This window comes from Variovorax sp. VRV01 (assembly GCF_014852545.1).
Taxonomy (GTDB): domain Bacteria; phylum Pseudomonadota; class Gammaproteobacteria; order Burkholderiales; family Burkholderiaceae_C; genus Variovorax; species Variovorax beijingensis_A.
The window spans coordinates 54302-73744 of record NZ_JACVBS010000012.1; the positions used below are offsets into that span (position 1 = coordinate 54302).

Sequence of the window (19443 nt, forward strand, 5' to 3'; positions counted from 1 at the left end):
GGTCTCCTTATGAGGTGCTCTTGTTCTTGGCGCTGTTGTTCAGGGCGCGTGCACAGGGCACGCTGCTAATGATCTTGCGATCAACGACCGCTCTGTCCAACGCTCCCGTCGATGGGGTGCCTTGCGCAGCGAAATAAAGGAGGAGGCCGCAGGCCGGAGGACATTCGCGGAGCAAGGTACCCCGTCGGCGGGAGCGCGCCCTGAAAGAAGAACTTCAAACACAACACGACGAATCGAACAGCACGAAATCATCTCAGAACTTCTCCGACCAAGGCCGCAGATCAAGCTCATGCGTCCAGGCGTCGCGCGGCTGCGAGTGCAGCATCCAGTAGCTGTCGGCGATGTGCTCGGGGTTCAGGATGCCGTCGCTTTCCTTCAGCGCATAGCGCTCGGGAAAATTGCTGCGGATGAACTCGGTGTCGATGGCGCCGTCGACCACCACGTGCGCGACGTGAATGCCCTGCGGCCCGAGCTCGCGTGCCATCGACTGGGCCAGCGCACGCAGCGCCATCTTCGCGCCCGAGAAGGCACCGAAGTTGGCCGCGCCGCGCAGCGAGGCCGTGGCACCCGTGAAGATGATCGTGCCGCGATGCCCGCTCTTCGGCATCTCGCGCGCCACCATGCGCCTGGCCACCTCGCGCCCGTTCAGAAAGCCCGAGAAGCAGGCCATCTCCCACACCTTGAAGTACTTGCGCGCGGTCTCGGCCAGGATGCTCTCGGGCACGTTCGCGCCGATGTTGAACACCATCACCTCGATCGGCCCGATCGTCGATTCGATCTGCTCGACGAGCGCGACCACTTCCTCTTCCTTGCGCGCATCGCAGCCGAAGGCGTGGGCACGGCCGCCCACGGCCTCGATCTGCGCGACCAGCGGCTGCAGCTTGTCGAGGCTGTGGCGCGTGACGCAGGTGGCATAGCCCTCGCGCGCGAAACGGCGGGCAATGGCGCCGCCGGTGGCGTCGCCGGCGCCGACGATGAGTGCGGTCTTTTGCATGGAAGTCATCGATCGCTATTCTTTGTAGTAGACGATCTGGTTCGAGGTGACGAGCAGCACGCCCTGCTCGCTCCACAGATGCGCCGCCTGGTCGAAGAAGCCGTTGAAGAACTGCTGCCCCGCCGCCCGGCACAGCAGGTAGCCCGTGCCGACCTCGGCCAGCTGCGCCGGGCCGGCATGGAAATACGTGGTGATCGACACCGTACCGGCCGGCACATGCTTGGCGCGGCGCAGCCAGACGCGCGGATAGAACACGTCGCTCATGGCGGCCAGCGAGGCAAAGTCGAGCGGCCGCGCCTGCGCGTCGCGCAGCCAGAGCCGGCTTTCGCTGTGATGCAGGCTCGCGTCCCACTTCGCGGGAATGCGGCCGCTGAACAGGCGCATCTCGTACTGGTCGAGCCAGGCCACGCCGGACGGGCCGATGCTCAGGCGCTCGACCGTCTCGGGCCGGGGCGCCTCGGGCATCGGCAGGTCGCTCTGGCCCCAGGTGTCGCGGCGCGCGGCCGTCACCACGGTGGCAGTGGTGGTCATGTTCGGCGCGCCGCCTGCGCCGGGCTGCGTGATCTGCACGGTCCAGTGCTGGGTCGAGCGGTTGGTGCGCACCGCCGTGGCCTGCACGTCGAATGCGCCGGCCTCCAGCGCGGCCGCGAAGTTGACGGTCAGCGCGATCGGCGTGCCCAGCACATCCGGATGCTGCATCACCGACTGCAGCGCAATGGCCGCCGTGGCGCCGCCGAATGGGCCGACCATGTTCCAGTAGTCGGGGCTCGTGGCACCGGTGAAGTGACCCGCGCGGATGTCGCTGTGCTGCAGGGCCAGGGCCTTGTCGAAGGGGTGTTGCGTGCTCATGATGATTTGCAGTGTGCCTCCGGTGGATGGCGTCACGCAGTCGTGTGCGGGACGCCGGCTTGCTGCACTGCGGTAAGCGCGGCCAGCCGGTGCAGCTTGTCGACCGTGCTCGGCCACAGGCTCCGGCTGAACTGTTCGCGGAAGAAACCGAAGTGCCCGATGCGCCGCGCCTGCACGTCGGCCGGCGCAATCCGCTCCATGGCGCGCGGCGCGCCGGCATAGAAGCTCAGCAGGCTTTCGGTGCCGGCGAGCGTCATGAGCTCGTCGTCGGTGATCGACAGCGCGAGCACCGGGAAGCGCACGCGCCCATAACTCTGCAGCGCCAGATCGCCTTCGGCGCCCACGCTGTAGCGCGGATGGAGGCACCAGCGCCGCCATTGCAGGATCACGCCGCGCGGCAGGTCGCCCACCTTCTTGAGCCGGCGGCCCGGAAAGTAGCCGCACAGCCGCGTGGCCAGCGGCACGAGCACGAACCAGAAGTAGAGGATGCTGCGCCTGAGCTTGGGCGCGTTCTCGCGCCAGTAGCCGCTGCCGGCGGCGATGCTGACGAGGCCGTCCACCTGCCCGGGGCGCTGCAGGAAACCCGGCAGCTGCGCGCCCAGGCTGTGGCCGAGGAGGTAGAGCGGCTGTTCGGGCAGCGCGGCCTTGGCGGCGTCGATCACCGCTTCGTAGTCGCGCGCCCAGTCGAACAGGTCGGCCTCGAAGCCGCGCAGCGAGGCACCGTTGCGCGAATCGCCCGAGCCGCGGTAGTCGAAGGTCCAGACACGCAGGCCCTGCTGCGCGAGCCACTGCGCGAAGGGTTCGTAGAACGACTGGCGCACGCCCATCGCACCGCCGATGACGATGCTGGCCCGGGCCTCACCCGCCGGCTCGTAGCGGCGCACGGCGAGCTGCGTCTCGTCGTCCACCCGAAGTTTCTGGTGCTGGTGCGCGTGCATGTGGCAGGTGGTGGAACGATCAGACGCGTTCGAAAATTCCCGCGGCGCCCTGCCCCATGCCCACGCACATCGTGACCATGCCGTACTTCAGGTTCTCGCGCCGCAGCGCATGCACCACCGTGGCCGCACGGATTGCGCCGGTCGCGCCGAGCGGATGGCCCAGGGCGATCGCGCCGCCCATCGGGTTGACCTTGCTCGGGTCGAGCCCCAGCGTGTTGATCACGGCGAGCGACTGCGCGGCGAAGGCTTCGTTGAGCTCGAACCAGTCGATGTCCTCGTGCTTCAGGCCCGCGTAGCGCAGCGCGGCCGGAATGGCCTCGATCGGGCCGATGCCCATGATGTGTGGCGGCACGCCCTTGCTGGCAAAGCTCACGAAGCGCGCGAGCGGCGTGAGCCCGTACTGCTTCACGGCTTTCTCGCTCGCGAGGATCAGCGCGCCCGCGCCATCGGAGGTCTGCGAGCTGTTGCCGGCCGTCACGGTGCCGCGCGCGGCAAACACGGTGCGCAGCTTGGCCAGGCCTTCGAGGCTGGTGTCGGGACGCGCGCCTTCGTCGAGATTCACGGTGCGCGTCTTGGCAATCGATTCGCCGGTTTCCAGGTCCGGCGTGCGGTCGGTCACTTCGATGGGTGTGATCTCGTCGGCAAACTTGCCAGCCTTCTGCGCGGCCAGGGCCTTCTGGTGCGAGGCGAGCGCGAACGCGTCCTGCGCCTCGCGGCTCACCTTCCACTGCTGCGCGACCTTCTCGGCCGTGAGGCCCATGCCGTAGGCGATGCCCACGTCGCCCTCGCGCTCGAAGATCGCGGGCGACAGCGAGGGCGAGTTGCCCATCATCGGCACCATGCTCATGCTTTCGACGCCGGCCGCGATCATCACGTCGGCCTCGCCCACGCGGATGCGGTCCGCGGCCATCTGCACGGCCGACAGGCCCGAGGCGCAGAAGCGGTTCACGGTGATGCCGCCGATGCTGGTCGGCAGGCCCGCGAGCACCGCGCCGATGCGCGCCACGTTCAGGCCCTGCTGCGATTCGGGAATCGCGCAGCCGCAGATGATGTCCTCGATGGCCTTGGGATCGAGGCCGGGCACGGCGGCGAGTGCGGCCTTGAGCGTGGTCGCGAGCAGGTCGTCGGGGCGGTAGTTGCGGAAGTAGCCGCGATGCGACTTGCCGATGGGGGTGCGGGTGGCGGAGACGATGTAGGCGTCTTGGACTTGTTTGCTGCTCATGAAGAAGCTCCTAGATTTTCTTGCTCCTTCCCCCTCCGGGGGAAGGCTGGGATGGGGGCCGGCGGCATCAACTCGGCAAGCCGATTGGCAATGGCCTGGCGAACCCCATCAAGATTGGTGAACGGATCGTTCGATGCAAAGCGCAGCACATCGAAACCCTGCGCGCGGAAGAATGCGTCACGTCGCGCGTCGTAGCCTTGCTGCACCTGATGCTGCGATCCGTCGAGTTCGACGATCAGCTTGGGTGCAAGGCACGCGAAATCCGCGACGTAGTTGCCCAGCGGATGCTGGCGCCTAAATTTCACACCCAGTTGCTCAGCGCGCAGTCCGCCCCAGAGCTTTCGCTCCGAATCGGTCATCTCGCGGCGAAGCACCTGCGCGTTTGCGCGTGCGTTGGGCGTGGACTGGTTTCGCATCGTGCTTGGTTGGAGGTCGCCCCCATTCCTGCCTTCCCCCGGAGGGGGAAGGAGAAATGCAGGTCAGTTCCGCACCGGCTTCCCCGTGCTCAGCATCCCCATGATCCGCTCCTGCGTCTTCGGATGCACGATGAGCGAGCAGAACGCCTTGCGTTCCAGCGCCATCAGGTACTCCTCGGTCACGAGCGAGCCGGCGTCCACGTCGCCGCCGGTCACCACGTTGGCGATCAGGCTCGCGATGTGGAAGTCGTGCGCGCTGATGAAGCCGCCGTCGCGCATGTTCACGAGCTGGCCCTTGATCGTCGCGGCGCCGCTGCGGCCCGCCACGCGGAACGTGCGGCGCAACGGCGGGCGGTAGCCGGCGTCGGCCATGGCCTTGGCCTGCTGCAGCGCCACGTAGAGCAACTCGTCCTTGTTCGGCACGATGATGTCGCTGTCCAGCAGGTAGCCGAGCTTCTTCGAATCGAGCGCGCCGGTGCCCACCTTGGCCATCGCGGCGGCCGTGAAGCCTTCGGTCAAGAACGGCAGCAGGTCGGTGCCCGTCGAGGCCGCGGCGTTCTCGGCCGCGCGGCGTGCGATGTAGGTCAGGCCTCCGGCGCCCGGAATCAGGCCCACGCCCACTTCGACGAGGCCGATGTAGCTTTCCATCGCGGCAACGCGCCTGGCCGAATGGATGGCCAGCTCGCAGCCGCCGCCCAGCGCCATGCCGCGCACGGCCGAGATCACCGGCACGCTCGCGTAGCGGATCTTGAGCATCACGTTCTGCAGCTCTTCTTCCGCGCCCTCCACCGCACCGATGCCCGCGACCACGAAGGCCGGCAGCATCGCCTGCAGGTCGGCGCCGACCGAGAACATCTCATCGGGCGACCAGATCACGAGGCCCTTGTATTCGGCTTCGGCCAGGTCGACCGCGGCGCCCAGCGCCTCGGCCACGTCGGGGCTGATCGCATGCATCTTCGAATGGATGCTCGCGATCAGCACTTCGCCGTCGAGCGTCCACACGCGCACATCGCCTTCGTCGCTGATGGTGGTGCCGGCCGTGTTGGCATCCGCCGCGTTCGCGCCGAGCACGCTTTCGGGGAACAGCTGGCGCCCGTGTACCGGCAGCTTGCGCTGCGGAACGAACTTGTTCTGCGACGCGCTCCACGAGCCTTCGGGCGTGTGCACGCCACCGGCCTCGGCCACCGGGCCTTCGAACACCCACTTGGGCAGCGGCACCGTGCTCAGCGCCTTGCCGGCGTCGATATCTTCCTGCACCCACTTGGCGACCTGCGCCCAGCCGGCTTCCTGCCAGAGCTCGAACGGGCCCTGCTTCATGCCGAAGCCCCAGCGCATCGCAAAGTCGATGTCGCGCGCGCTCTCGGCGATGTCGGCCAGGTGCACCGCGGCGTAGTGGAACCCGTCGCGCAGGATGGCCCAGAGGAACTGCCCCTGCGGCCCTTCGCTCTCGCGCAAGAGCTTCAGGCGTTCGCCCGCGGGCTTCTTCAGCATGCGGCCATACACCTCGTCGGCCTTGGCGCCGGCGGGCACGTACTCGCCGCTCTGGAGGTCGAAGCGCAGGATGTCGCGGCCGACCTTCTTGAAGAAGCCGGCCTTGGTCTTCTGGCCCAGGTTGCCGAGCTCGAGCAGCTTGGCGAGCACCGACGGCGTCGAGAAGTTGGCATAGAACGGATCGGTTTCGGCGTTGAGGTTGTCCTGCAGCGTCTTCACGACGTGCGCCATGGTGTCCAGGCCCACCACGTCGGCGGTGCGGAAGGTGCCCGAGCTCGCGCGGCCCAGCTTCTTGCCCGTGAGGTCGTCCACCACGTCGGGCGTCAGGCCGAATTTCTCGACTTCCTTCAGCGTGGCCAGCATGCCGGCGATGCCGACGCGGTTGGCAATGAAGTTGGGCGTGTCGTGCGCGCGCACCACGCCCTTGCCGAGCGTGCTGGTGACGAAGGCCTCGAGGTCGTCGAGCACCTGCGGCTCGGTGGTGGGCGTGTTGATCAGCTCCACCAGGAACATGTAGCGCGGCGGGTTGAAGAAGTGAATGCCGCAGAAGCGCGGCTTCAGCGCTTCAGGCAGCGCCTCGCTGAGCTTGGTGATCGACAGGCCCGAAGTGTTGGAGGCCAGGATCGAATGCTTGGCGACATGGGGCGCGATCTTCCTGTACAGATCGAGCTTCCAATCCATGCGCTCGGCAATGGCTTCGATGACGAGGTCGCACTCGCCGAGCTTGGCGAGGTCGTCTTCGTAGTTGGCCTGCTCGATGAGCACCGCGTCGGCCACGTCGCCGAGCGGCGCGGGCTTGAGCTTCTTGAGGTTGTCGATGGCGCGCGAGACGATGCCGTTCTTCGGGCCTTCCTTTGCGGCCAGGTCGAACAGCACCACGGGCACGCGCACGTTGACGAGGTGGGCCGCGATCTGCGCGCCCATCACGCCGGCGCCGAGCACGGCGACTTTCTTCACTTGGAATCGGGACATGTTGATTGGTATTTCTTGGATTGAAAGTGCGGTGGTTTACTGGGCACGATTCCAGGTCTGGGTACGCCAGAAGGGGCCCAGGTAGCCGCGCACTTCGAGCTTCTTGCCGCCTTCGATCGGCGTGAAGCTCGCGCGGTATTCCTTGCCGTTCTCGGGGTCGAGGATCTTTCCGCCTTCCCAGACGTCCTTGCCCTCGGCCTTCCTGCCGCCGCGGATGATGTCGAGCCCGGTGATGGGCTTGCCCTTGCGGTCGTCGCTGCATTCGTCGCAGATCGCGTCGGGCTTGGCGTCCTTCTTGAGCGACTTCTCGATGCGGCCGATGAGCGCGCCGTTGGCCTCGCCGATGCGGATCTCGGCCTTGGCCTCGCCGGTCTTGTCGTCGACGTTGCGCCACAGCCCCACCGGCGTGGTCTGGGCCGCGGCCACGGCGGAAGTGACGGCGAGGACGATGGCTGCAAGCGTCGATTTCATGGGCGGCTCCCGGTCGGACGATGAAGAAAGGACGAAGGCCTCAGGCCAGCGCCGCGTCGGTATCCATCAGCACCTTGCTGCCGGCGCGCGCGGTGCGCATCAGCGTCGCGGTCTCGGGGAACAGCTTGGCGAAGTAGAAGCGCGCGGTCTGCAGTTTGGCGACGTAGAACGGGTCGGTGTTGCCGGCCGCGATCTGGCGCAGCGCGACCTGCGCCATGCGCGCGAACAGGTAGCCGAACACGAAGTGACCGGCCACGCGCAGGTAGTCGACCGCGGCGGCGCCCACTTCGTCGGGGTTCTGGAAGCCCTTGAAGCCGATCTCGGTCGTGAACTTGGTGAGCTGGTCGCCCAGGCCCGCGATCGGGTTGATGAACTCGGCCATCTTCTCGTTCACACCTTCTTCTTCGACCAGCTTCGCAACCAGCTTGCCTAACTTCTTGAGCGATGCGCCGTTATTGCCCAGCACCTTGCGGCCCAGCAGGTCCAGCGACTGGATGGTGTTGGTGCCTTCATAGATCATGTTGATGCGGTTGTCGCGCACGAACTGCTCCATGCCCCATTCCTTGATGAAGCCATGGCCGCCGAACACCTGCATGCAGGCGTTGGTGGCGATGTGGCCGTTGTCGGTGATGAAGGCCTTGACGATGGGCGTGAGCAGCGCCACCAGCTCGCCGGAGTCCTTGCGGACCTTCTCGTCGGGATGGTTGTGCTCCTTGTCGAGCAGCAGCGTGCAGAAGATCTGCAGCGCGCGGCCGCCTTCGGCGTATGCCTTGGCCGTGAGCAGCATCTTGCGCACGTCGGGGTGCACGATGATCGGATCGGCTTCCTTGTCCTTGGCCTTCACGCCCGAGAGCGAACGCATCTGGATGCGGTCCTTGGCGTAGGCCAGCGCATTCTGGTAAGCCACTTCGGTCAGGCCGAGCGACTGGTTGCCCACGCCCAGGCGCGCGGCATTCATCATCACGAACATGGCCTGCAGGCCCTTGTTGGGCTCGCCCACCAGCGAACCGGTGGCGCCTTCGATCACGATCTGCGCGGTGGCGTTGCCATGGATGCCCATCTTGTGCTCCAGTCCGGCGCAGAAGATCGGGTTGCGCTCGCCCAGCGAGCCGTCGGCCTTGACCTTGTACTTCGGCACCACGAACAGGCTGATGCCCTTGCTGCCCTTGGGCGCATCGGGCAGGCGGGCCAACACCAGGTGAATGATGTTGCTCGTCATGTCGTGCTCGCCGGCCGAGATGAAGATCTTGCTGCCCGTGATGCGGTAGGTGCCGTCGGGCTGCGGCTCGGCCTTGGTGCGCAGCAGGCCCAGGTCGGTGCCGCAGTGCGGCTCGGTCAGGCACATGGTGCCGGTCCATTCGCCGCTCGTGAGCTTGGGCAGGTAGGTCTTCTTCTGTTCTTCGGTGCCGTGGGCCACCAGCGCTTCGTAGGCGCCGTGCGAGAGGCCGGGGTACATGGTCCAGGCCTGGTTGGCGCTGTTGAGCATTTCGAACAGGCACTGGTTCACCACGAAAGGCAGGCCCTGGCCGCCGAAGGCCGGGTCGCACGACAGCGCGGGCCAGCCGCCTTCGACATACTTGGCGTAGGCGTCCTTGAAGCCCTTGGGCGTCTTGACTTCATGCGTGGCCTTGTCGAGCGTGCAGCCCTCTTCGTCGCCGCTGATGTTGAGCGGAAAAGTGACCTCGGCGGCGAACTTGCCGGCCTCCTCGATCACCGCGTTGATGGTGTCGGCATCGGTCTCGGCATGGGCCGGAAGCGCCTTGAGTTCGTCGGCGACGTTGAGCACTTCGTGCAGCACGAACTGCATGTCGCGCAAGGGTGGGTTGTAGCTGGGCATCCGGGACTCTCCTGGTCGAAAACTGAAAGGGAAAAAGAAAAAAGGGAAAAGGGGCCGCTCAGCGCACCGGCTTGAGCCGGCGGGAGGCGGCGGGCTTGGTCGCTGCCGCGGCTTCGGCGGGCGGCGCATCGGGCGTGGCACTGCGCGCCAGGATGTTGTCGAAGCCGACGTTGGCGCGGCCGATGGAACCCGGCACCTGCAGGAAGCGCGCTTCGTAGTGCAGCGCGAGGATCAGGCCGTGGATCTCGAAGGCCAGCTGCCGCTCGTCGGCATCGGCGCGCAGATGGCCTTCGCTCTTGGCCTGGACGATGGCGCGCAGCACGGCCGCCTGCCAGATGCTGACCGACTCCACCAGCGCATCGCGCACCGGGCCGGGACGGTCGTCGAATTCGGAGGCGCCGCTGATGTAGATGCAGCCCGAGTCGATCTCGGCCGAGGTGCGCTTCATCCAGTTGGCGAACATGGCGCGCAGGCGCGGCAGGCCGCGCGGCGCCTCGAGGGCGGGAAAGAACACTTCCTGCTCGAAACGTGCGTGATACTCGCGCACCACGGAAATCTGCAGTTCCTCACGCGAGCCGAAGTGGGCAAACACGCCCGACTTGCTCATCTTGGTGAGCTCGGCCACGGCACCGATCGACAGGCCCTCGAGCCCGATCTGCGCCGCCAGCGCCAGCGCGGCGTCGACGATGACGGCCTTGGTCTGCTGGCCCTTCTGGGCGGCGCGGGCCGGCTTGGCGGGAACGGCATTGACAGACATCGTGGAAGCTCCGGAATAAAACGAACGGTCGTTCTATTTTGCAGGGGCTTTGCACTTTTGGCTGGCAATGACCTTCAACACTTGAAGGTTAATGGGTGCGCAGAGGGGCCGCCAAGCCCCGCCCTCCCGGATCAGAACTCCTGCGAGACCGGCCGCAGCACCACCTCGTTGATGTCCACGTCCGCGGGCTGCTCCACGGCATAGACCACCGCGCGTGCCACCGAATCGGCGGGAATCTGGTTGGCCTCGTAGAACGCCTTCACGCCGGCCGCGCTCTCGGCGTCGGTGCTGCCGAACTTCAGCTCCGACTCCACCGCGCCGGGCGAGACGATGGTCACGCGCACGCCGCTGTTGCCCATTTCGACGCGCAGCCCTTCGGAGATTGCGCGCACTGCATGCTTGGTCGCGCTGTAGACGGTGCCGATCGGCGTGAACACCTTGAGCCCCGCGATCGACGCGACGTTGACGATGTGGCCGCTGCCCTGCGCCTGCATGCGCGGCAGCACCGCGGCAATGCCGTAGAGCACGCCCTTGATGTTGACGTCGATGGTGCGGTCCCACTCGTCGACCTTGAGCTTCTCGATCGGCGACAGCGGCATCACGCCCGCGTTGTTGACCAGCACGTCGATGCGGCCGAAGGCCTCGACCGTCGCGGCGGCGAGCTGATCCAGGTCGGCACGCTGGGCCACGTCGGTGGCCACGGCGATGGCCTCGCCGCCGGCCTCGCGGATCTCGGCGACGACCTTCTCCAGCCGGTCGGTGCGGCGCGCCGCGAGCACCACCTTGGCGCCGCGCGCGGCCAGGTGGCGCGCTGTCGATTCGCCGAGCCCGCTGCTCGCGCCGGTGACGATGGCGACCTTGCCGCGGATGTTGTCTTGAACGGATGTCATGGGAAATTCCTTTCGGGTGTGTTGTTGAAGAAGTGCATGCAGTGTGGAAAATCCACGCGTTCCCGTAAATGAAACTCTGTCGACTTCAGAATTCCTTGATCTGGAATACACCTTCTCTTGAAAGCCCCCATGGCCAACCGTCTCGAAGCCCTGCGCGTGTTCTGCACCGCCGCCGCCGCTGCCAATTTCCGCGAGGCCGCCGCGCGCCTGTCCGTCTCGCCGCAGGTCGTGACGCGCGCGGTGCGCGAGCTGGAAGAAGAACTGGGCGAGCCGCTGTTCCACCGCAGCACGCGCGGCGTGCAGCTCACCGATTTCGGTCGGCAGCTCGCCGAGCGCGCGCGCGCCGCGGTCGGCGGCGTCGATGCGCTGTTCCACCGCGCCGACCGGCGCGCGCTGTCGCAGCACGCGGGCACGGTGCGCGTCACCGCGCCCAACGTGTTCGGCCGGCGCCTGATCCCGGAAGCGCTCGCGCCGATGCTGGCCGCGCATCCGGGCCTGGTGCTCGACCTGCGGCTGTCGGAGGCGCATGCCGACGTGGTCGACGAACAGATCGACATCGGCGTGCGCGCGGGCCCGATCCGCGATGCACGCTTCGTTGCGCGCACGGTCGGCAAGATGCGGCTCCACGTGGTGGCCGCGCCCGCGCTGGTCGAGCGCACCGGCATCCCGAAGAGTCTCGACATGCTGTCCGGCTTTCCGCTCACCGCGCTGATGGACCGCAGCTCGGGCCGCCCCTGGTCCTGGTTCTTCAGCAAGGGGCGGCAGGTGCCGGTCGCCGCGCCGGCCTTCGTCACCGACGACGTCGATGCCGAATGCGCCGCGGTGCGCGCGGGCTTGGGTTTCGGCCAGCTCGTGGGACCGCTGGCCGAGCCGCTGCTGCAGTCGGGCGAGCTGGTGGCGGTGCTCGAGGCCGAAGCCCCCGAGCCCTGGCCGATCCACGTCTACCGCTCGCAGCGCGCGCCGGTGCCCGCGCGCGTGCGGCTGGTGTATGACGAGCTGATCCGCGTGCTGCGCTGAGGCGGCAGGTCAGTCGTACTTCTGTCCGGTGCGCATCAGTTCCGGCGTGCCGATCACCTCGTTGAGCGCGTCGAAGTCCAGCATCTGCGGCCGCCAGGGCTGCGTGGTGCGGTGCCGGTACAGGCTCGCGTAGTAGCCTTGCAGCGTGTGGACCACGGCACGCGCGGTGCCGCCCGGAAAGATCGCGATGCGAAAGCCATGGGCCTGCAGCGCATCGGCATCCTGGATCGGCGTCTTGCCGCCTTCGACCATGTTGGCGAGCAGCGGCACGCGGTCGCCGAAGCGCTGGCAGGCGGCATCCATCTGCTCTGGCGAGCGCAGCGCCTCGATGAAGAGCGCATCGACGCCGCAGGCGAGGTAGGCCTCGGCGCGGTCGAGCGCGGCCTCCAGCCCTTCGACCGCGACCGCATCGGTGCGCGCGAGGATCAGCGTGTCGCTCGAGGTGCGCGCGTCCAGCGCGGCTTTCAACTTGCCGACCATCTCGCGCTCGGGCACCACGGTCTTGCCGTCGAGGTGGCCGCAGCGCTTGGGAAAGGTCTGGTCCTCGATCTGCACCATCGCCGCGCCCGCGCGCTCGAATCCGCGCACGGTGCGCTGCGTGTTGAGCGCGTTGCCGAAGCCCGTGTCGGCATCGACGATCACCGGCAGGTTCACGCGTTCGGTGATGCGCGCGAGCGTGTCGGCCACCTCGGTGAAGGTGGTCAGGCCGATGTCGGAGCGGCCGAGCCGCGTGTAGGCGATCGATGCGCCCGAGAGGTACAGCGCCTCGAAGCCGGCCTGCTCGGCCACGAGGGCGCTGAGGGCGTCGTACACGCCGGGTGCGAGCACGATGTCGTTGCGCGCGAGCCGGGTCTTGAAGGAGGGATTCGTCATGCGGATGCTTCCGTCGATTGGATCAGTGCGGCCGCCGTGCGCGCCGCGATGTAGCCGCCGGCCACGGCGCTCAGCAAGCCGTTGCCGGAGAGATAGCCCCACACCGCATCGCCCGACACGCCGCCCGCCGCGCCGCCGGCGGCGAACAGGTTGGCGAAGGGCGTGCCGTCGTGCCGCAGCACGCGCATGTCGGGCGCGGTGTCGAGGCCGCCCTGGGTGTGGAACAACGCGCCCGTGACCTTCACTGCGAAGTACGGCGCCTCGAGTGCGCGTGCGAACACGCGGCCATCGGGCGGCGGCGTGCCGGCGCGCATGGCGTCGAGCGTGCCCTGCAAGGCGGAAGGCTCGCAGCCGATGCAATCCGCCAGCGCAGCCACCGATTCGCAGCGGCGCAGCGCACCTGCCGCTTCGGCCTCGCAGAAGTCGGGAAAGCCCCGCGCCAGTGCAAGCAGCGGCGTGTCGAACACGTTCCATGCAATGCCGCCCGGTTGCGCGAGCACGTGCACGGCGGCTTCCGAGTAGCCCTGCGTCTCGTCGTGGAAGCGCCGCCCCTCGCGGTTGAGCTGGACGCCGCCTTCCATCATCACGGCCCACGACATCAGCGCGCCTTGCGGCGTGACCCACGAGCCATGGCCCTGGTAGCCGCCCAGGTCGCGCAGGCGCGCGCCCAGCGCTTCGCCCCAGAGGATCGCACTGCCGTCGTTGCCGGCGTGGCCGCCGAAGGTGGCTTCGGCCATCTCGGGCAGCAGCGTGCGGACCATTTCCGAATTGCCGCCGAAGCCGTTGCAGGCGAGCAGCAGTGCGTCGCAGGCCAGCGTCTCGCGGCTGCCATCGGGGCGCAGGTAATCGACGCCGACCACGCGGTCTTCGGCGTCGAACACCAGCGCGTCGACCAGCGCCTGCGTCAGCACCGGAATGCCCGCCGCCTCGACGGCCGCCTGCAGCGCCGCCATCAGCGATGCGCCGGTCTTCTGCGGCAGCGCATGCATCCGATGCACGCTGTGGCCCGGATAGAGAAAGCCGTCGAGCAGCATCCACTGCAGGCCGTGCCGCTCCTGCAGCGCATCGAGCGCCGGGCCGATGGCGGCCGCATAGGCCTCGACCAGCGCGGGCGCCGCGCGGCCATGGGCCTTGGCCTGGATGTCGGCGGCGAAACGCTCGGCACTGTCGTCCTGCACGCCATGCGCCCGCTGCGTGCGCGTGCCGGGCGCGGGAATGAAGCCCGAGGACAGCGCGGTCGAGCCGCTCGGCAACGCATCGCGCTCCAGCACCACGCAGTCCACGCCCGCATCGGCCAGCATCAGCGCGGCCGTGAGCCCGCACGCGCCGCCGCCGACGATGGCCACCGGCACCTGCACCTCGGCCTCGAGATGTGCCGCGCGGCGGATGAGGCGCGAGGGGCTTGCCGTCATGCGAGCGATGCGATGAAAGCCGCGCAGTCGGTCACCTCGGCCACGTTGCGCATATCGGCCAGCGAGGTCCGGTGGCGCTCTTCGCCGAAGGCCGCACAGCCGTCGGCCAGCACCAGCGTGCGGTAGTCGCGCATGTGCGCATCGCGCACGGTGCTGGCCACGCCGCCGTTGGTCACGATGCCGCACACCGCCACGGTGTCGATGCCCGCGCGGCGCAGCACCCAGTCGAGCTGGGTGTTGAAGAAGGCCGAATACGCGACCTTGCTGACCGCCACGTCGACGAGCCCGGCCAGCGCGTCGACATTCGCCTGGCCCCAGCTGCCGGGCGCGAAGTCGCCCTTCCTCAGATAAGGACGCAGCGCCTTCAGGTGCGGCGACACCATCGGCTCGCCGGCCGCATCGGGCCACAGCGTGAACTGGCTGGCCACCACGAGGCCGCCCGCGGCCTTGAGCGCGCGCGCCACTTCGGCCACGCGCACCGGCAGAAGCAGGGCCGGCGGGTTGGTGTCGCCGCCGCGCGCATAGGCGCCCTTGGCATCGAGGAAGTCGTTCTGCAGGTCGATGATGACCAGCGCCGTCTTCGCTGCGCTCATGACGGCCTCACCAGCAGGTTGCCGTGCGCGTCGACCTCGGCGTGAAAGCCGGGTTCGAGCCACACGGTGGTGTCGGCCTGCTCGAGGATCGCAGGTCCTTCGATGCGCGCGGCCACCGGCAGTTCGAGCCGCGCGTAGCGCACGGCCTCGTGCCACTGGCCATGGTGGAACACGCGCTGCGTGCCCAGCGGCGCGGTGCTGCCCTGCCCTTCGGGGGCCAGCACCTTCAGGTCGAACTTGGGCCGCACGCCAATGCGCGCATAGCGCAGGTTCATCACGCGGATCGGGATGCCGTCGAGCACCCGGCCGAAAGCGGCGCTGTAACTGGCCTCGAATGCGGCGCGAATGGATTGCGCGGTGATCGGCGTACTGCCCGCATCGGCCAGCACCACGGGCAGCGTGTGGGTCTGGCCCGCATAGAGCATGTCGAGCGCGACCAGCTCGCGCACTTCCTCGAAGCGCACGCCCGACGAGTCGAGGCGCTGCTGGCAGGCGGCCGAAAGTTCGTCGATGCGGCGCTGCAGGTCGGCCACGTCGAGTTCGGCCAGCGGCCTGTTGAGGGTCTGCACCGCGTCGTGGCGCATGTCGGCGATCACGCAGCCCAGCGCCGAGGTCACGCCGGGATAGCGCGGCACGATGCCGGTGGCGACGCCCACCTCGCGCATCATCGCGCACACATGCAGCGCACCGCCGCCGCCGAAAGGCATGTACGCAAAGCGGCGCGGATCGTGCCCGCGCTCGATCGACACGAGGCGGATCGCGCCCGCCATGCGTGCATTGGCCACCGTGAGGATCGCCTCGGCCGCGGCGTGCACGTCGAGGCCCAGCGGGCGCGCGACGTGCGCCTCGATGGCCTGCCGGGACTTCTCTGCGTCCAACGCCGCAAGCAGCCCGCCACCGAGCGGCCGGTCGGCGGCGATGCGGCCCAGCAGCACGTTGGCATCGGTCACGGTCGGGCGCATGTTGCCGCGCCCGTAGCACGCCGGTCCCGGCACGCTGCCGGCGGACTCGGGGCCGACCTGCAGCATGCCGCTCGCATCCACGGAAGCGATGGAACCGCCGCCGGCGCCGATGGTCTCGATCTGGATCATCGGCGAGCGGATCACCATGCCGAACTCGATCGCGGTCTGCGCGGCCAGCGCGGCCTCGCCGTTGGCCACCAGCGACACGTCGAACGAGGTGCCGCCCATGTCGCCGGTGATCGCATTCGGAAAACCCGCCGCGCGCGCGATGGCCGCGCAGGCAATCACGCCGGCCGCCGGGCCCGAGAGCGCGGTGCGCACCGGCAGGTCGCTCGCGGTCTGGCGCGACATCACGCCGCCGTTGCTCTGCACCACCAGCAGCTCGCCCGCGAAGCCCTGCGCGCGCAGGTCGGCTTCGAGGCGGCCGAGGTAGCTGCCGACCACCGGCTGCAGCGCCGCATTGAGCGTGGCGGTCGAGCAGCGCTCGAACTCGCGGATCTCGGGCAGCACCTCGCTGGCCGAGGTGACGTGCGGGTTGGGCCAGAGCGCGCGCACGGCCGCCACGGCGAGCCGTTCGTTTTCGGGGTTGGCGTAGGTGTTGATGAAGAACACGCAGACGGCCTCGCAACCGGCCTCGAGTAGCGAGCGCGCCTCGGCGCGCACCTGTTCCAGGTCGACCGGCGTGTGCAGCGTGCCGTCGGCCAGCACGCGCTCGTCGACTTCGCGGCGCAGGTCGCGCGGCACCACGGGCACGAAGCTGCCGCGCAGGCCCCAGGTCTCGGGCCGGTCGCGGCGGCGCATCTCGAGCACGTCGCGGAAACCGCGCGTGGTGATGATGCCGGTGCGCGCCACCTTGCGTTCGAGCAGCGCATTGGTGCCGACGGTGGTGCCGTGCACGATGGTGGCGATGGCCGCGGCCGAATCGGCCACGCGCGCCACGCCGTTCATGAAGCCGCGCGCTTCCTCGCCGCGCGTGGAGGGCACCTTGACGATGCGCGCGCTGCCGTTGGCCTCATCGAGCACGAACAGGTCGGTGAAGGTGCCGCCGACATCGACGCCGACGACAAGGGATTTGCTTGTGGAGCTCATTCGGAGGCTTTCTTCTTGCTGGCGGTAGCGGCCGTGACGTAGCCCATGGCGGCATCGGCTTCGCGCTGCGAAGCGGGCCGCTCGCCGGAACGGCCCCAGCCGCCGCCGCCGGGCGTTTCGAGCCGCACGCGCTCGCCGCGCGCGAGCTGGATGCCGCGCATCTTCGACACCATGGGCGGCGTGTGCCATTCGCCCGCGTTCTCGTAGCGGAACACGTTGAGGGCGCCCGGGCCGCCGCCCGCGATGCCCTTGGGCGGCGAGGTGCCGCGCTCGCCGAAGACGAACACCTCGGCATCCTTTTCGAGCAGTTCGATCTCGTAGACGGCGCCGAGGCCGCCGCGGTGCCGGCCGTCGCCGCCCGAGTCGGCGCGCAGCGACCATTCGGTGAAGCGCACGGGGTAGGCGGCCTCGAGGATTTCGAGCGGCGGAATCGTCGCGGTCGAGATCGGCGCGTTGCCGTGCGACAGGCCGTCGCCGCCCGAATGGCCGCCGTGCCCGCCGCCGAAGAAGCTGAACATCACCCAGCGCTGGCCTTCGCGGCCCTTGTCGCTGCGGTGGCCCGCGATCGACAGTGCGTTGATGGTGCCGTAGGCCTGCGCCACCGCGCGCGTGGGGTCGGCCTGCGCGGCGGCGCTGAAGATCACGTCGATCATGCGCAGGATGGTCTCGGTGTAGCCGCCGACCGGGCGCGGGCGCTCGGCGCTGATCACCAGCCGGTCGGGAATCACGAAGTCGACCGCGTCGAGCACGCCGGCGTTCGCGGGCACGTCGGGGAACAGGTGCTTGAGCGCGACGTAGCAGGCCGCGACCGCCGTAGCGCGCGAAATGTTCACCGGCCCCGCGCATTGCGGCGAGGTGCGCGAGAAGTCGAGCGTGAGCCGGTCGCCGGCCACCGTCATGTCGAGCGCGATGGTGAGCGGCTGGTTGACGATGCCGTCGTTGTCGAGCACGTCCTCGAAGCTGTAGCGGCCGTCGGGCAGCGAGGCGATGTGCGAGCGCATGAGGCGCAGCGCGCGGCCGCGCAGCTCGCCGAGCGCATTCAGCACCAGGCCGTCGCCGTATTCGTCGAGCAGGCCGTGCAGCCGCTTCGCACCGAGCTCCAGCGCGGCGAGCTGGCCGTTGAGGTCGCCCCAGAGACTGTCGGGCAGGCGCGTGTTGGCCTGCAGGATGGCGAGCACGTCGGCATCGAGCACGCCGCCCTGCACGATGCGCACCGGCGGAATCTGCACCGCCTCCTGCCAGCACTCGGTGGCCGCGGGGTTGTAGTTGCCGGGCACCGCGCCGCCCACGTCGTGCCAGTGCGCGGCCGAGGCCATGTAGCAATACAGCTTGCCGTTGCGGAAGAAGGGCTTAACCAGCTTGAAGTCGTTGGCGTGCGTGCCGCCGTCGTAGGCATCGTTGCTGATCCGGATGTCGCCGTCCTTCATGCCGCCGCGCGGCGCGGCCGCCTTGGCGGTGGCGCGCACCGCGAAGGCCATCGCGCCCACGAACACCGGCAGGCCCGACTTGCCCTGCACCAGCGTGTCGCCGGTCGTGGCGTCGTAGAGGCCGTGGCAGGCGTCGTGCGCCTCGGCAATGATGGGATTGAACGCGCTGCGGTAGAGCGTAGCGTCCATCTCGTCGGCCACCTGTTCGAGGCGGCCGCGCAGCACGGCGAGCGTGACGGGGTCGAGTGTGTCGTTCATGTTCAGTCCACTTTCGCGCCGCTGGTCTTGACGACCTTGGCCCATTTGTCGATCTCGCGCTTCACGTGCGCGGCGAATTCCGCTTGCGTGGAGCCCACGGGCTCCGCGCCCAGCGCCGTCAGCTTCTCGCGCACCTCGGGCAGCTTCAGGATGCGCTGCACCTCGGCCGAGAGCTTGTCCACCACGGGCTGCGGCGTGCCCTTGGGCGCGAACAGGCCCGACCATGCATCGGCGTAGAAGCCCGGGTAGGTCTCGGCGATGGTCGGCAAGTCGGGCAATGACGGCGCGCGGCGCAGGCTGGTGAGCGCAATGGCGCGCAGCTTGCCGGCCTTGACGTGCGGCAGCGCCGACGGGAGCCCGTCCACCATCATCTGCACTTGCCCCGCGAGCAGGTCGGACACGGCCGGCGCGCTGCCCTTGTAAGGCACGTGCGTGATGTCGACGCCGGCCTCGGACTTGAGCATTTCCATGCCCAGGTGCGCGGCCGTGCCGTTGCCGAGCGAGGCGTAGTTGAGCTTGCCGGGCTCCTTCTTCGCAAGCGCCATGAGCTCGGCCAGGTTCTTCGCGGGCACCGAGGGATGCACCACCAGCACGTTGGGCACCACCGCCACCTGGCCGATGGCGACGAAGTCGGCCACCGGGTCGTAGGGCATCCTGCTGTAGAGCGAGGTGTTGATCGCATGCGAGCCGGTCACGCCCATCACCAGCGTGTAGCCGTCGGCCGGCGCCTTGGCGACGAGGTCGGAGCCGACGTTGCCGCCCGCGCCCGCACGGTTGTCGACCACCACCGGCTGGCCCCAGTGCTCGCCCATCTTCACTGCGACCAGCCGCGCCGCCGCATCGGTGGCGCCGCCCGGCGGGAACGGCACGACGATGCGGATCGCCTTGTTCGGAAAATCGCCCGCCTGCGCGGCGGCGACCAGCGGCAGGCAGACAAGGAGCGTGCTCGCGAGATGGCGCAGGAGTTTCATGGTG

General features: G+C 68.6%; 17 protein-coding genes. 1 reads left to right on the forward strand and 16 read right to left on the reverse strand.

Going from position 1 to position 19443, the window contains the following annotated elements; translation table 11 throughout:
• Window positions 1-253 precede the first annotated feature (253 nt).
• The 10 genes from IB278_RS21155 to IB278_RS21200 form a co-directional block, all read right to left on the reverse strand.
• Entirely contained in the window at window positions 254-1003 is a 750-nt protein-coding gene (locus IB278_RS21155) for an SDR family oxidoreductase (RefSeq protein ID WP_192325243.1), read from the reverse strand.
• A gap of 6 nt (window positions 1004-1009) precedes the next feature.
• Complete coding sequence (locus tag IB278_RS21160; RefSeq protein WP_192325245.1) at window positions 1010-1843, reverse strand: acyl-CoA thioesterase; 834 nt, start codon at window positions 1841-1843, stop codon at window positions 1010-1012.
• Between the two features lie 32 nt (window positions 1844-1875).
• Window positions 1876-2781: an alpha/beta fold hydrolase gene (locus tag IB278_RS21165; RefSeq protein WP_192325246.1), complete on the reverse strand. Its 906-nt coding sequence runs from the start codon at window positions 2779-2781 to the stop codon at window positions 1876-1878.
• Window positions 2782-2800: 19 nt separating this feature from the next.
• Window positions 2801-4003 (reverse strand): acetyl-CoA C-acyltransferase, encoded by a 1203-nt coding sequence (locus tag IB278_RS21170; protein WP_192325248.1) that lies wholly within the window; start codon window positions 4001-4003, stop codon window positions 2801-2803.
• Window positions 4000-4419, reverse strand: a complete 420-nt coding sequence (locus IB278_RS21175) for an endonuclease domain-containing protein (RefSeq protein ID WP_192325250.1) — start codon at window positions 4417-4419, stop codon at window positions 4000-4002. The genes IB278_RS21170 and IB278_RS21175 overlap by 4 nt, the downstream gene beginning before the upstream one ends.
• A 63-nt stretch (window positions 4420-4482) precedes the next feature.
• Window positions 4483-6882, reverse strand: a complete 2400-nt coding sequence (locus IB278_RS21180; RefSeq protein ID WP_192325252.1) for a 3-hydroxyacyl-CoA dehydrogenase/enoyl-CoA hydratase family protein — start codon at window positions 6880-6882, stop codon at window positions 4483-4485.
• A 36-nt stretch (window positions 6883-6918) separates the two neighbouring features.
• Window positions 6919-7353 carry a DUF2147 domain-containing protein gene (locus IB278_RS21185; protein WP_192325254.1) on the reverse strand — a complete coding sequence of 145 codons (435 nt, stop codon included), beginning with the start codon at window positions 7351-7353 and terminating at the stop codon, window positions 6919-6921.
• A gap of 40 nt (window positions 7354-7393) precedes the next feature.
• Window positions 7394-9190, reverse strand: a complete 1797-nt coding sequence (locus tag IB278_RS21190; protein ID WP_192325256.1) for an acyl-CoA dehydrogenase C-terminal domain-containing protein — start codon at window positions 9188-9190, stop codon at window positions 7394-7396.
• A 58-nt stretch (window positions 9191-9248) separates the two neighbouring features.
• Window positions 9249-9947, reverse strand: a complete 699-nt coding sequence (locus IB278_RS21195) for a TetR/AcrR family transcriptional regulator (RefSeq protein WP_192325258.1) — start codon at window positions 9945-9947, stop codon at window positions 9249-9251.
• A 131-nt stretch (window positions 9948-10078) separates the two neighbouring features.
• A complete protein-coding gene (locus IB278_RS21200) occupies window positions 10079-10837 on the reverse strand; it encodes an SDR family oxidoreductase (RefSeq protein ID WP_192325260.1) in 759 nt (252 codons plus the stop codon).
• Between the two features lie 129 nt (window positions 10838-10966).
• On the opposite strand from IB278_RS21200, the gene IB278_RS21205 reads away from it, so the two are divergent.
• Window positions 10967-11854, forward strand: a complete 888-nt coding sequence (locus IB278_RS21205) for a substrate binding domain-containing protein (protein ID WP_192325262.1) — start codon at window positions 10967-10969, stop codon at window positions 11852-11854.
• A 9-nt stretch (window positions 11855-11863) separates the two neighbouring features.
• On the opposite strand, the gene IB278_RS21210 is transcribed toward IB278_RS21205, so the two are convergent.
• From IB278_RS21210 to IB278_RS21235, 6 genes are read right to left on the reverse strand one after another with little or no spacing between them, the layout of a single operon-like run.
• On the reverse strand, window positions 11864-12727 hold the full coding sequence (locus tag IB278_RS21210; protein WP_192325264.1) for an isocitrate lyase/PEP mutase family protein: 864 nt from the start codon (window positions 12725-12727) through the stop codon (window positions 11864-11866).
• Window positions 12724-14139 (reverse strand): FAD-dependent oxidoreductase, encoded by a 1416-nt coding sequence (locus IB278_RS21215; RefSeq protein WP_192325266.1) that lies wholly within the window; start codon window positions 14137-14139, stop codon window positions 12724-12726. Before IB278_RS21215 ends, IB278_RS21210 begins: the two co-directional genes overlap by 4 nt.
• Window positions 14136-14732 carry a cysteine hydrolase family protein gene (locus IB278_RS21220; protein WP_192325268.1) on the reverse strand — a complete coding sequence of 199 codons (597 nt, stop codon included), beginning with the start codon at window positions 14730-14732 and terminating at the stop codon, window positions 14136-14138. The genes IB278_RS21215 and IB278_RS21220 overlap by 4 nt, the downstream gene beginning before the upstream one ends.
• On the reverse strand, window positions 14729-16783 hold the full coding sequence (locus tag IB278_RS21225) for a hydantoinase/oxoprolinase family protein (protein WP_192325270.1): 2055 nt from the start codon (window positions 16781-16783) through the stop codon (window positions 14729-14731). The genes IB278_RS21220 and IB278_RS21225 overlap by 4 nt, the downstream gene beginning before the upstream one ends.
• Window positions 16780-18468 (reverse strand): hydantoinase B/oxoprolinase family protein, encoded by a 1689-nt coding sequence (locus IB278_RS21230; RefSeq protein WP_192325272.1) that lies wholly within the window; start codon window positions 18466-18468, stop codon window positions 16780-16782. The genes IB278_RS21225 and IB278_RS21230 overlap by 4 nt, the downstream gene beginning before the upstream one ends.
• Before the next feature lie 2 nt (window positions 18469-18470).
• Window positions 18471-19439 carry a Bug family tripartite tricarboxylate transporter substrate binding protein gene (locus IB278_RS21235; protein WP_192325274.1) on the reverse strand — a complete coding sequence of 323 codons (969 nt, stop codon included), beginning with the start codon at window positions 19437-19439 and terminating at the stop codon, window positions 18471-18473.
• Window positions 19440-19443 lie beyond the last annotated feature (4 nt).